The sequence below is a fragment of the Peribacillus sp. V2I11 genome, from assembly GCF_030817135.1.
In the GTDB taxonomy this organism is placed as follows: Bacteria; Bacillota; Bacilli; order Bacillales; family DSM-1321; genus Peribacillus; species Peribacillus simplex.
The window spans coordinates 3,162,960-3,176,244 of the sequence record NZ_JAUSYW010000001.1 but is presented as its reverse complement, the minus strand read 5'-3'; the positions used below and the strand labels follow the sequence as shown (position 1 = coordinate 3,176,244).

The 13,285-nt window shown below is 35.8% G+C and carries 13 protein-coding genes and 1 pseudogene; 2 read left to right on the top strand and 12 right to left on the bottom strand.

Going from position 1 to position 13,285, the window contains the following annotated elements:
* Positions 1–31: 31 nt before the first annotated feature.
* Entirely contained in the window at positions 32–1,267 is a 1,236-nt protein-coding gene (fabF, locus tag QFZ73_RS15460; protein ID WP_307267745.1) for a beta-ketoacyl-ACP synthase II, read from the top strand.
* 272 nt (positions 1,268–1,539) lie between these two features.
* Here the strand turns inward: fabF and QFZ73_RS15455 are convergent.
* The 7 genes and pseudogenes from QFZ73_RS15455 to QFZ73_RS15425 form a co-directional block, all read right to left on the bottom strand.
* Positions 1,540–2,459 (bottom strand): annotated as a pseudogene (locus tag QFZ73_RS15455) (IS3 family transposase); the annotation flags it as partial.
* Between the two features lie 90 nt (positions 2,460–2,549).
* On the bottom strand, positions 2,550–2,744 hold the full coding sequence (locus tag QFZ73_RS15450; protein WP_307267742.1) for a hypothetical protein: 195 nt from the start codon (positions 2,742–2,744) through the stop codon (positions 2,550–2,552).
* A gap of 381 nt (positions 2,745–3,125) precedes the next feature.
* Positions 3,126–3,548: a hypothetical protein gene (locus QFZ73_RS15445; RefSeq protein ID WP_307267739.1), complete on the bottom strand. Its 423-nt coding sequence runs from the start codon at positions 3,546–3,548 to the stop codon at positions 3,126–3,128.
* A gap of 439 nt (positions 3,549–3,987) precedes the next feature.
* Positions 3,988–4,290: a hypothetical protein gene (locus QFZ73_RS15440; protein ID WP_307267736.1), complete on the bottom strand. Its 303-nt coding sequence runs from the start codon at positions 4,288–4,290 to the stop codon at positions 3,988–3,990.
* Entirely contained in the window at positions 4,281–4,448 is a 168-nt protein-coding gene (locus tag QFZ73_RS15435; RefSeq protein WP_307267733.1) for a hypothetical protein, read from the bottom strand. Before QFZ73_RS15435 ends, QFZ73_RS15440 begins: the two co-directional genes overlap by 10 nt.
* A gap of 221 nt (positions 4,449–4,669) precedes the next feature.
* Complete coding sequence (ltrA, locus tag QFZ73_RS15430) at positions 4,670–5,932, bottom strand: group II intron reverse transcriptase/maturase (RefSeq protein ID WP_307267729.1); 1,263 nt, start codon at positions 5,930–5,932, stop codon at positions 4,670–4,672.
* Between the two features lie 43 nt (positions 5,933–5,975).
* Complete coding sequence (locus tag QFZ73_RS15425; protein WP_307263198.1) at positions 5,976–6,131, bottom strand: hypothetical protein; 156 nt, start codon at positions 6,129–6,131, stop codon at positions 5,976–5,978.
* A gap of 487 nt (positions 6,132–6,618) precedes the next feature.
* Here QFZ73_RS15425 and spoVB point away from each other — a divergent pair, with 487 nt between their 5' ends.
* Positions 6,619–8,172, top strand: coding sequence for a stage V sporulation protein B (spoVB, locus tag QFZ73_RS15420; RefSeq protein WP_307267724.1), 1,554 nt, complete (start codon positions 6,619–6,621; stop codon positions 8,170–8,172).
* An 11-nt stretch (positions 8,173–8,183) separates the two neighbouring features.
* On the opposite strand, the gene QFZ73_RS15415 is transcribed toward spoVB, so the two are convergent.
* The 5 genes from QFZ73_RS15415 to QFZ73_RS15395 all read right to left on the bottom strand — a co-directional run bounded on the left by QFZ73_RS15415 (position 8,184) and on the right by QFZ73_RS15395 (position 13,243).
* A protein-coding gene (locus QFZ73_RS15415) for an IS3 family transposase (protein ID WP_373458939.1) occupies positions 8,184–9,334 on the bottom strand; the annotation gives its coding sequence in 2 pieces (ribosomal slippage) (positions 8,184–9,085 and positions 9,085–9,334; 1,152 coding nt in all).
* A 647-nt stretch (positions 9,335–9,981) separates the two neighbouring features.
* Positions 9,982–11,138 (bottom strand): IS3 family transposase gene (locus QFZ73_RS15410; protein WP_307267717.1). Its coding sequence is split into 2 segments (ribosomal slippage): positions 9,982–10,895 and positions 10,895–11,138, totalling 1,158 coding nucleotides; the frame shifts between segments, so codons are not numbered across the junction.
* Between the two features lie 310 nt (positions 11,139–11,448).
* Positions 11,449–11,910, bottom strand: a complete 462-nt coding sequence (locus QFZ73_RS15405) for an SRPBCC family protein (protein WP_307267715.1) — start codon at positions 11,908–11,910, stop codon at positions 11,449–11,451.
* Positions 11,911–11,917: 7 nt separating this feature from the next.
* Entirely contained in the window at positions 11,918–12,346 is a 429-nt protein-coding gene (locus QFZ73_RS15400) for an SRPBCC family protein (RefSeq protein WP_251438259.1), read from the bottom strand.
* A 654-nt stretch (positions 12,347–13,000) separates the two neighbouring features.
* Positions 13,001–13,243: a hypothetical protein gene (locus QFZ73_RS15395; protein WP_307267711.1), complete on the bottom strand. Its 243-nt coding sequence runs from the start codon at positions 13,241–13,243 to the stop codon at positions 13,001–13,003.
* Between the last annotated feature and the right edge of the window lie 42 nt (positions 13,244–13,285).

The window sequence follows — 13,285 nt, the reverse complement described above, 5'->3', positions numbered from 1 at the left end:
CAACTATACTATTCATTTGGAGTGATGAAAAATGGAAAGAGTCGTTATTACCGGAATGGGAGTAGTCTCTCCTATTGGAAACAACGTAGAAAAATTTTGGAGAAATCTGACTGAAGGGAAATCGGGCATTTCCTCTATTGATACATTTGACGTAAGTAATCATAAAGCAAAAATTGCAGGAATTATTCGTGATTTTAATGCAGATGATACTTTAGGAAAAAATGAAGCACGACGTCTAGATCGCTTTTCTCAATTTGCTTTGGCTGCTGCTGAACAAGCCTGGACTGATTCTAATTTAGATATTGATGATATAAATTTAGAAAGACTTGGCGTATATGTTGGTTCGGGGATAGGAGGAATTGAAACATTGATTGATAATGTGGATACTCTTCGAGAGAAAGGTCCAAGACGAGTTAGTCCAACCCTGGTACCAGCCATGATTTCAAATGCTGCCGCAGCCCAAATTAGTATCAAGTGGAACGCAATGGGACCTACTATGTCACCTGTTTCTGCTTGTGCGATCGGAAATACAGCTATTGGTGAAGCATTCAGACTTATTCGCTTTGGAGAAGCAGATGCCGTTTTTGCAGGAGGAGCAGAGGCAGCTATAACAGATTTATCTTTAGCTAGTTTTGGTAATGCTACAGCATTATCAACGAGAAACGATAATCCAACTAAAGCTAGCCGTCCTTTTGATGTAAATCGAGATGGATTTGTCATGTCAGAAGGAGCAGGAATTTTAATCTTGGAATCTTTGTCTCACGCTTTACGTAGAGATGCAAAAATTTATGCAGAAGTCATTGGGTATGGTGCGAGTTCTGATGCCTATCATATGGTAGCTACACACCCAGAAGGTAAAGGAGCCTATCTTGCAATGAAAATGGCTTTGAAAAATGCAAAAATTTCTCCTGAAGAGATTGATGTTATTAGTGCTCATGCAACAAGTACAGAAGTGGGAGATCGATCTGAGACACTGGCCATTAAAAAACTATTTGAATCAAAAGCTTATCAAATCCCAATAACAGCTAATAAATCCATGCTTGGTCACATGTTAGGAGCAGCTGGAGGCGTGGAAGCAATTGCTTTGGCTAAAAGTTTAAAGGAAGGAATTATTCCTCCAACCATCAACTTAGAAAAGCCTGATTCATTATGTGATTTAGATTATGTACCAGGTGTTGCTCGAAAAGTGGAAATAAGTACTGGTCTATCCAATTCATTTGGTTTTGGAGGTCATAATGCAGCTATCGTTTTAAAAAAATACGAGTGAATTAAATTTCGCTCGTATTTTTTTAATTAAAATTAAAGACCCTCAAGAGTACCTTTAGTTACCATATTGGGTCTTATAGGAAATTAAATACGAAAAAGCCCTTTTTTCTTCTATTAAGGGCTTTTTTCTTGTTCATAAAAGTGTACTTATACGAACGGCAGCAACAATGCTATACTTCCCATTTCGGAAATTTTATAGGCTAAGAGAATTCCAACCTAAAAAGTCGATCTCCTCTACTGAACTGACCCCATAAAGTTAGACAGGTTATTTCGTTAGGCAGCCTGTTGGGCATGAGCTCGGTATTGTACCGGGCTCATGCCTTTTAATTTTGCCTTGATTCGTTTGTGATTATAGTATTCTATATATTTTACTAGTTCTTGTTTAAAGTGTTCCACTTTCAAATTCTTTTAGATAAAGAAGTTCCGATTTCATGATACCAAAGAAATTTTCCATAACAGCGTTATCGTAACAATTCCCTTTGCGAGACATACTTTGCGTAATGCCACGTTCCCTAAGGGCATCACGGAATTGTTTCATTTGATAATGCCAGCCTTGATCTGAATGAATAAGGAGAGTATCGTCGTCTGTTAAGCGTTCAAAAGCTTGATCTAACATCGTTGAAATGAGTGAGTAGGTTGGTCTTGAACCGATTGTATACGTAATGATTTCTCCATTAAATAAGTCCAATATCGGCGATACATATAGCTTTTCTCCAAATAATTTAAACTCTGTAATATCCGTAACCCATTTCTCATTTGGTTTTCCAGCTTTGAAATTGCGATTTAAAATATATAGTGCAATCTTGCCCACAGTTCCTTTGTAAGAGCGATATCTTTTCATACGGACAAGACATTTTAGCCCTAGTTCTTTCATGATACGCTGTACCTTTTTGTGGTTTACTTGGTGCTCGATTTCTAAGTTCATCACGAATACGACGGTAACCAAACCGACCTTCATATTCATCGAAAACAGATTTAATCAATTCTTTCAGTTCTGCATCTGGATCAGGACGACCAAAGCTTTTCACCCAATAGTAATACGTGCTACGCGGAATGTCTGCGAGCTGTATAAGTGCTTTCACCGGGAATGCATTCCTTCATTCATAGACTACTTGTGCTTTGTCTTGTTTGGTGATTTTTCCTTGTTTTGAACTAAGGCATTCAACTTTTTTAACCATACGTAAACGTTCATTAAAAATGTGTTGTTCTAGAATCTGGTGCAATACAAAAAGACGCCTTTTATTAAAGAAAAGCGCCCGTTTGTTGAATTAAAATAAAATCATTTAATCTGTTTTACTTTGATTTATCTTAATTAATTCATCAAGCTTCTCATTTTTTTCTTTGTCTAATTTTATTTTTTCATTCATGAACTTTATTACCTTAATTACAAAATAAATAGCAAAAACAGTAAGAACTAAATAAAAAATAATAGGTAAAAAAGCTACAAGAGCAAATAATCCATCTCCACCGTTAATCATTTCAGACCTCCAAAAATATTAAATATATCAATATTATACAGTATCTTCTTCAATTAAACTGACCGGTTAAATGGGGGTTACTTGAATTCGAAAGTATGATAATGTTAATAATCAATCATCTCACATTCAAAAGGCCGCCAATTGGCTGCCTTCTTATGACGCTAACGCACCCATTAGTTCTATAATGACTAACTCTTAAAAAGAATGCTCTATAAACAGTTTTGCATCAAAAAAGACCCATGAAGGGTACTTTTTGTAGGGTTTGTTCTTCAAAAAAGATTTCCATTACCGTTAACAAGACACTGATTTTGAATGAAAGAAGTAAGGTCGATGAAAGATGGCACAACCAAAAAATCTCAGCCGATTCATAATCGGGAACAATTAGATAATATTCTTCAATGATTCCGGAAGTGTTTCCCAAAAACTTAAAGATAATTTTATTTCATATTCATCTGTGTATGTTTTTACCTTTTCTTCTCCGAATTCATCATAAAGAGCCATTTTATATTTACCCTTTTCTAAAGTTGGTGCTACATAAGTTTCATATTTTTCTTTTAAACTTCTAATTTCTAAACATAATTCCTTCGGAACATATCCAATATGTATCTTTTCTCCTTCCAAATTAGTAAGTAAAACTTTTATAGCATTTTTATCATATTCATTAGAATCTTCACTTTCCAAATATCCTTTAGGTAAAGGCTGACCTCCGTATTCATATACTCTTTCTTCAAAATAATCTTCTTTTATTTCTTTGTTTTTAAGACCATCATATGGTTCAAAGTAAAAATACTCAGCTTGTTTCAATTCTTTAACTAACCTTTTAATTGCCTTTTGGTGCTCTTCTACGAACGTTCCTTTTATTAAAAAATTTAATCGTTTAATTGGCTCTTCTTTTTTCGGTTGTTCTTCCTGTATTACTTCCTCTTCTTGTATTACTTCCTCAACATTAATAATTGATTTTGATTCAACTGTAGCTGCGACATCTTGAGTCTTTTTTTAAAAGAAATCAAACAATCCCATTAATAAACCTCCTTATTTTTTCCCTCACCTTTTTATATAATTCTATTATGTTAAATCACAATAATATGAATCACTATTGTTTTTTTGTGAATGGCTCGAAAAAGAAGTAATAGAACTAACGCACCCGTTAGTTTAAGTACTATTCTTCACAAACTACCAGCTGGTTTAATTCAATAAGAAGAAATAACGTCCTGTTGACGCAATTGTTGTATGGCTAATGTATTTAATTATCGTTATTAGATAGGTATTCTGCTACATCTTTTGGAACTTTAAAATTTAAATTTAGTTTCTTGTTTTTAAATTCGATATAAGGACTATCTTTATATGTAATAATTGTAGCGATTTGTTTAAGTTCCTTTTTATCTGTATTAGGCTCTCCAAGTTTGACTGTATCCTCTTGGTACATCTTATAAATATACCCTTTAGTTGAATTTGAAGGAATATCTACAATACTCCATTTATCAACTTCTAGTGTATTAACAAATTCATTTACATCTTCTTGATTATCTATAATGTTTAAAACCAATTCTGGATTTCTTCTGACGATACTTCTATCTTTTGGGATCTATCAAGCCCAGGATCTTCTTTCATATCTTCTTTCATATCTTCTTTTTCTATACTACACCCGACTAAAAATATAGTTAAGCAAAAAGGAAATATAAATTTCATACAAACTTTTTTCATAATTGTTGTCTCCTCCAAGGATCAAATTCATACACTTACTTACTAAATCAAGAAAATTTTAAAATTTATTGATTATTATTACTATACTACTACAGTCTAAAATTAATATCGTTCTTAAGCCTATCCTGCCCCGACAGTTGCATAAAATCGAGTAGGAGGAGGCGCCTAGCCTCCGACCTCTCACACCACCGTACATACCGTTCGGTATACGGCGGTTCAGTTTAAGTCTGACGTAGTTTTGTATACCGTTCATATAGATTTACTAACCCATGATGGAGCCAATAAACATTATTAAGGGTTTTGTCTAGAATAGGACTATGCGCTATGCGCCAATAACCCTTTCTGCTATTTCCCCATTCATATGCTTTTCCAAATGGGACGCCTAATCCTTTGAGTTTCCTCACCCTCGTTCTTGGCAATTTCCATTGCTTCCATAGACACATCCTGAGTCTTCTTCGAATCCATGAATCTAAATTCTTCAATACGTTCGGAGTATCAATGAGGGCGAAATACCCCATCCAACCTCTAAGGTATTGCTTTAACTTATTTATTCGGAGTTTCATGGGTATCGGTAATTTTCTCGAGGTCATTTCCCTGATTCGTTTCTTTACTCTCTTCACCGTTTGTTTAGCCAGTAGAACCTTCGGGTTCTTCTTTGACTTCGTGAAACTAAAACCGAGAAACGTTCTGTTCCAAGGGCGATCATACTTCGACTTCTCGTAGTTGACCTTTAGCTTCAGTTTATTTTCAATGAAGCTTGAGATATTTCCCATTGCACGTTTGGCGGCTTTTCGTGTCTTCACAAAGATAGTACTGTCATCCGCATACCTTACGAATCGAAGATTGCGTTTCTCTAGTTCTTTATCTAACTCGTCTAACATGATATTAGATAATAAAGGACTTAACGGACCTCCTTGCGGAGTTCCCTCCTCACTTTTATGAAAAAGTCCGCCTATCATAATGCCTGCTTGAAGGAATTTACGAATCAGTTTGAGAACTCGTTTATCTTCAATTTTCCGCTCTAACATTCCCATGAGCTTGTCATGATTCACTTTATCGAAGAACTTCTCCCAGTCCATATCCACTACCCATGTATAACCTTCGGTTATATAGGACTTTGCCTTTCGAACCGCCTGGTGCCCCTGTTTGTTAGGGCGAAATCCATAGCTATTCTCCGAAAAGGTTGAGTCATATATCTTGGTCAATATTTGGGCAATGGCTTGTTGAATGAAACGGTCTAGAACGGTTGGAATACCCAATAGCCGAACTCCGCCGTTTGGTTTCGGGATTTCGATACGACGGACGGGCTGCGGTTGATAGGTACCCTGTAAAAGGGCAGTTTTCATGTTGTACCATTCGGTTACGAGGTGCGGTCTCAGGTTTTGAACCGGCATTCCATCTACACCATGGCTTCCCTTATTTCTTTCTACACGCTTCAATGCCTGTATTAAGTTTTCCCTCTCTAGTATCTGTTCCATTAACATCGTTGATATCCTTTCTACGTGGATAAATGGTCTATTTGTGCCTTTATCTGCTCCACCCTTTTGAAGTTCCCCGTGTATTCACCACTTCTTCCTTCAAATAAGTTCCGTTAGGAATTGTTTGCTTCTTTGCAGATAACGAACGCCTAGTATTCATCCTCCTTAATCTGTTCGGTCCTTCCTTATCTTCTCGAGTAGACAAGTACTATGACCTCTGCTGACTTCTGATGATTCAGCTGTCCATCACTGGACAGGTTACCAAGTGTACTTGGCTGTCATCAGACCTCCCCGGGTAAGAGTGCAATCTTTCCCTCCATCTATCTGCTTCATTTACTCTGTACCACCTTCGGCAGTAAGGACTTTGTTTTGTTTCGCAAACTCATCCAATGATACCTAGCCTTATATGAAGTTCGTGTTCCTCAGACCGGAGGTTTGCCGCTTGCTTCCTTCAGATTCCACGTCACCGTGGACACCCTTGCATTAAGCTAACCACTACTACTGCCTTCATGGTTCGGGACTTTCACCCTATAGATTGCACCCATGCCGGGCGCACGAAAGAGCTGCCTTAAAGACAGCTCTGATCTTCAGCTAACGCACCCGTTAGTTCTAAAAAAAGAATAATATAGAAAGCTAGTTTACCTTTATCATGCATATATTCAAATATGGACAAGATAAAGGGTGAATAAATGATGACTAAACAAACTCTTTTTAAAGGAACTATGATTTTAACAGTTGCCGCATTCATTACAAAGATATTGGGATTCGCCAACGGAATAGTATTAGCAAATGTAATAGGTCCTGAAGGCGTCGGGCTTATCATGATGGCAATGCCTGTTACTGGTCTTTTAATTACATTAACTACGTTAGGACTTCCCATAGCTATATCTAAACTGGTTGCTGAAGCTGAAATAAAGGGAAACTATAGACGTGTAAAAAAAATCCTGGTTGTATCATTAGTAACTACTAGCTTAATAGGATTTATTTTAATGATTATTGCAATTTTCGGTGCTAAGGCATTATCTTCACATTTCTTAACAGATCAAAGAGCTTATTATTCTTTACTTACCGTTATACCGATAGTCCCTATTGTGGCAGTTTCTTCAGTTATAAAAGGATATTTCCGTGGCAAACAAAACATGACGCCAATTGCGCTATCCCAAGTAATTGAGCAAGTGGTTAGAATTGGGCTTATATTTTTTTTAGTTCAGTGGCTACTTCCTTACGGAATCGAATATGCTGCAGCTGGGGCAGTTCTTTGTGGCATTATTGGAGAAGGATTTTCTCTACTATATTTATTCTCTGTATTTAAATGGTCCAAACATAAAAAATTCAAATTACACCATTCCTTTATTAAACAGATCAGCAAGGGTAAGGAAATTTTCTTCGATTTACTTAAAACTGGTCTGCCGACAACTGGAAACGGCTTAATACAATCTTTGATAGGAATTATTCAGCCCATTCTGATTACACAAAGTTTGGCTCTGGCCGGTATTGGAACGGCTTTAGCTACAAAACAATATGGTATTGTGATGGGGTATGCTATACCTTTAATGCTTCTTCCGGGTTTTGTAACGAATTCTTTATCAGTAGCTTTAGTACCAGCTATTAGTGAATCGAAAGAGAATAATAATCATCTTCTCATTAAGAAAAGAATTCAACAAGCTGTTAACATAGCTTTGATTGTAGGTGTTCCATGGACAATCATTTTGTACGTTTTTGCAGAGCCCTTAACGACTCTGATATATAAGTCACCAGAAGCAGGTACTTTTCTTAAAATCATGGGGCCATTCTTTCTACTACACTATTTCCGTACTCCCTTTCAAGCAGTACTGATTGGTTTAGGAAAAGCAAATACTGTCATGATAAATAATTTAGTGGCTTCTATAATATCCCTAATTTCTATATTCTTTCTTGCTTCAAACCCTGAATTAGGGATTTATGGAGTCGCCCTATCTTTAAATATAGGGTTAACCTTAGGTACCTCCCTTCATTTCTTTTCAATTAAAAAATTAATTGGGTTTTATTTAAATCTAATCGATACTATCAAAGTTATTTTATCCGGTATTATTATGGGGTATGGTGGATTAATTACATTTAAATATATTGAAAATGAGACTACAAATTTAATCGTGATATTGGTTATATCTATAATGATTTCCTTGCTTAGTTATTTACTATTTCTACTTTTTTTCAAAATCATTGATTTAAAAAAATTGGATTTGAGTCAATATTTTGGACACTAAAAAGTTAAATCTTAAGCTGTATTCCTAATTCGATCTTCAATGGCTTGTGGGGTTTGATAGCCTAAGCTGCTGTGAATTCTTTTTCGGTTATACCAACCTTCAATAAATTGGAACATTGCTAATTTTGCTGTTTGATAGTCTAGATATTGTACGTGGTTGACTTCTTCCTTTTTTAATAGGGCATGAAAGGATTCTATACAGGCATTATCGTACGGGCAACCTTTCTGACTAAAGGATTGCTTAATATGATGGTTTTGGATATGTTGAGTAAACTCACTGCTTGTATATTGTGAGCCAAGATCCGTATGAAGAACTAAGCCCTCCGAGGGCTTTTGTGATAAGTGTGCGTTATTGAAAGCTTTTATGACCAGTTCTGTCGTCATTGAACGAGAAAATGAATACCCTACTATTTTCTTAGAATGAAGGTCTAATACCGAAGCTAAATAACACCATCCGTCTTTTAACGTGTGGATATACGTAATATCTGCTACCCATTTCTCATTAATAGTTTGAGTAGTGAAGTCTCGTTTTAACAAATTATCCAATTGAATAACCTTTTCTTTAGATGGGTAGGGACGGTATTTTTTCTTAGTAATAGAACGAATTCTAGCCTTGCTCATTAAACGTTGAACACGCTTAAGACTTAGGGAAAAACCTTTGGTTAATAAGCTTTCATGAATCTTTGGAGCCCCATACCGTCCCTTGCTTTCCAGGTAAATGAGATGAATTTCCTTCGTTAGTTCTTTATTTTCTTGTTCGCGATTTGATACCACTATTTGAAGGGACTGATAATGGCTGCTTCTTGGGATTTCTAGTATTTCACACATCTTCTGTACGGGATATTGTTTCTTGTGTTCCTCAATAAATTCGGAAAGATCTGTCTCGGTTACTTTTTCGCGAATATGGCCATAGCCTTTTTTAAGATTTCAACTTCTTGCTTTAACCGAAGGTTTTCCTTCTGTATGGCTGCTAATTCCTTTGGGGTCATGGAATCTTCCCCTAAACCGATAGGAGTAAATTCCTTAACCCATTTATAAATGGTAACTTCTGATACGCCATATTCGCCGCTTAATTCTTTGACCGAATTACCCGAGTGATAAAGATCTACAATAGTCTTCTTGAATTCATTATTATATTTTTTACCTGTATTCTTACGTTCCAAGACGGACACATCCTCTCAAAAATCATTGTAAGGACTTAACTAAAATGTGTCCATGAAACTATACTAACTCCAAATTGCATAAGTAGCATACATTTAACTAACTTACTGATCAGTGACAATACAGTTGTTTAATTTTGCTTTTATAAAACACACTTAACACCGTCCTATTATTCAGACGGTGTTAAAATTTTCTTTAACCATCAGCAGAAAAAAAGTCGTTTAAACATGTTCCTTAATCAACTAACGCATCCGTTAGTTTAATTGCAATATTTCACAACAGGAAAATCATTATCAATTTCTTTTTTTCTAACACCATACTGCAGATCGTAAGTAGAGCTTCCCCATGTTGTCCATGCTCCGATAAAAATACCTGAAATAACAATACCGATTAGCCTAACATCAACATTTATACAATTTACCTCAAACTAAAATAGCTTTAATTTAATTTAATTATACTTTTCAAACAATATGCTTTTTCTTAATCGAATAATAAGATGAATAATTAATGTAACTAAAAAAGACACAATCCCTTGTACAAGAATTGCGCCACTTAATAGAATAACCTTCTTCTAGCTGGTTTTTTTTAGATCAAATAATTTTAGTGCTTTGGATTTGAGTCAATATTTTGGACACATAAAAGTTAAATCTTAAGCTATATTTCTAATTTGATCTTCAATGGCTTGTGGAGTTTTATATCCTAAGCTGCTGTGAATTCTTTTTCGGTTATACCAACCTTCAATAAATTGAAATATCGCTAATTTAGCTGTTTGGTAGTCTAGATACTGTACGTGGTTGACTTCTTCTTTTTTTAATATCGCATGAAAAGATTCAATACAGGCATTATCGTACGGGCAACCTTTCTGGCTAAAGGATTGCTTAATATGATGATTCTGGGTATGTTGAGTAAACTCACTGCTTGTATATTGTGAGCCAAGATCCGTATGAAGAACTAAGCCCTTCGAGGGCTTTTGTGAAGAGTGAGCGTTATCGAAAGCTTTTATGACCAGTTCTGTCGTCATAGAACGTGAAAAGGAATACCCTACTATTTTCTTAGAATGAAGATCCAATACAGAAGCTAAATAACACCATCCGTCTTTTAACGTGTGGATATACGTAATATCAGCTACCCATTTCTCATTTATGGTCTGGGTGGTAAAGTCTCGTTTAAGCAAATTATCTAACTGAATAACCTTTTCTTTAGATGGATAAGGACGGTATTTTTTCTTCGTGATAGATCGAATATTCGCCTTGCTCATTAAGCGTTGAACACGCTTTAGACTTAGGGAAAACCCTTTGGTTAATAAGGTTTCATGTATCTTGGGAGCACCATAACGTCCCTTGCTTTCTAGATAAATGAGATGAATTTTCTTCGTTAGTTCTTTGTTTTCCTGTTCGCGATTGGATACGACAAGTTGAAGAGACTGATAATGGCTGCTTCTTGGGATTTCTAGTACTTCGCACATTTTCTGTACGGGGTATAGATTCTTGTGTTCCTCGATAAATTCGGTAAGATCTGTCTCGGTTACTTTTTCGCGAATATGGCCATAGCCTTTTTTAAGATTTCAACTTCTTGCTTTAACCGAAGGTTTTCCTTCTGTATTGCTGCTAATTCCTTTGGAGTCATGGAGTCTTCTCCTAAACCAATAGGAGTAAATTCTTTAACCCATTTATATTTATAAATGGTAACTTCTGATACGCCATATTCGCCGCTTAATTCTTTGACCGAATTACCCGAGTGATAAAGATCTACAATAGTCTTCTTGAATTCATTATTATATTTTTTCCCTGTATTCTTACGTTCCAAGACGGACACATCCTCTCAAAAATCATTGTAAGGACTTAACTAAAATGTGTCCATGAAACTATACTAACTCCACTTGATAACTAAACCAATCTCTAATCATATTTTATTGTGTTAACCAATTCGATCCTGCCTTTTTGTTTACTACTGGGAACAATTCCCACGAAAACTTTGCAATCGAGTTTAAAAAGTGATATATATCCATATTGACCTATATAGTGTTTCCGTTATACATAACGTCTATCTTGCCTAAGCTCACTGCGAACACCGGACTCAGCATTAGAAAAATGTTTCAAAGATTCTCCTTTTATTATTAAGTTATATTCCTTGGGCTTTGTGATTGTTTTTCTAATATATCTTTTATTTTTTTCAGGTCTTTCTTGTTTGCACTTTTCATCAATAAAGACATTAACGGAGTAAGCAACTTTGAAAATCCACTTGGAATACCTTTGTTTTGCAATGTCATTCTTGTTAAATTGTTGTCAATAGTTTCCCATGTGTAGGTTGTTTCCATTGGAAAAGGTCCATTAGCTGTTCTCATTACAAGTTTTTGTTCGGGAATAAATTCTACGATTTCGTAAATATACGCAAGTTGTCGTCCTAAAAATTGTGCTTTGAATGCGATTCGAGAACCGATTGATAAAGGTTTTTGAGTTTGCCATTCTGCCGAATCGATATTTACATACCATTCTGGAGCATTATCAGGGTTTGTAGCATACTCTGCAACTCTTTTACGGGTACATTTTATTTTTATATCCGTTAAAACGTTAACCATATATTATTTATGCCTGATGCCATGCATCTGGGTTATTGCCTTCCACATATTGCTTCAGAATGTACATAAGTGTTCCCCAAGTCGTATTAATCATCGCATATGGACCCTCCATAGACTCCAATCCTGAATGATTAAAGTTGACTATCGTCGCTCCGTTTTCATTAGAATTCAACTCGAAACGAATTTTGGTACCTTTCCATCCTGGCATATCATGCTGAGCCGTCCATTCTACCAGCCTACCTGGTACTAACTGATCAATATGCATTTGGAATACAGCTTGACGATTGTAAAAGCCAAATTCAGCAGTGCTTCCTACTTGAGGTTCAGCTTTAGCATCTGTTGTCCACCAACCCTTAAATCCTTCTGTTGTGGTAATAGCTTCGTATACTTTCTCAGGAGACGCGTTGATCATAATTTGATGTGGCATGCTAATCATCTTTTATTCCTCTTTTCTTTTTTAAATTATATAGTTACCTCTAAGATTGAGCTTTATTCCGATCTCTTTGGTGATTATTTACGTATCGAAGTATTAGAAGATTCAGGACTGCTAGTTCCTTGCAAAGTGGGACGAAGCCGGTTAGATTATCTTAATGCTGATTAAAAGCCGAATTTCTCACTGAGAAATTCAGCTATCATTACTTTAAAATTGCGCCCGATTGTTGAAGATTAATAATATTATGGAATGCAACTCAATCCGGCCTATGCTTAATGAACTATAGCACCTGTTAGCCATCCATGAAGCGCAAAATCAGCGCTTCACCACAGAGAATGAAAATGGGTCTCTATGTCGATAATGTTTTAATGGCTGGCGAAGAAGGTCGTTGAACTATGGTGCCTTTGAGCCCATCCGTTAGTCTGACTCCGACGACCACGGTGTATCACCGACTGTCGCACCCTTTATGGGTAGCACTCATGGGAGATTAATCCTTTTTGGTCGTCGCGCTAGCCTCTACTTAATATGCTATGATTGGAGGTTTTTGTTTAACGATCTACCAAACTCAATCAGATTACTCATAAGGCTCAGCCTTTTTTTAAAAGGCGTTTTTACTGGGTCTATTTTGTTGTGTTTTTTTCTGGATTTTGAGCTTTTTTAATTTTCATGGGAGTTGAAGAGTGGGTAATAGATTATTAAAAGAACTCCTAATAAAATAAGACCAAAGATAATGATTAATCCACTTGTATCTAGTAAGACACCTAATATCACCCATAATAAATAGAGAATTTTATATTTTGTACTTTCATCCTTATTATTTTTGTAGGCTTCTTTAATTAGCCACCCTAAAATGCTACATCCAACAACAACCAATGTAATACCAATAGCCATTATTTTCACGTGGTTTTGTTACTCCTTTTAAGGAAATTTATATGCCTAGTT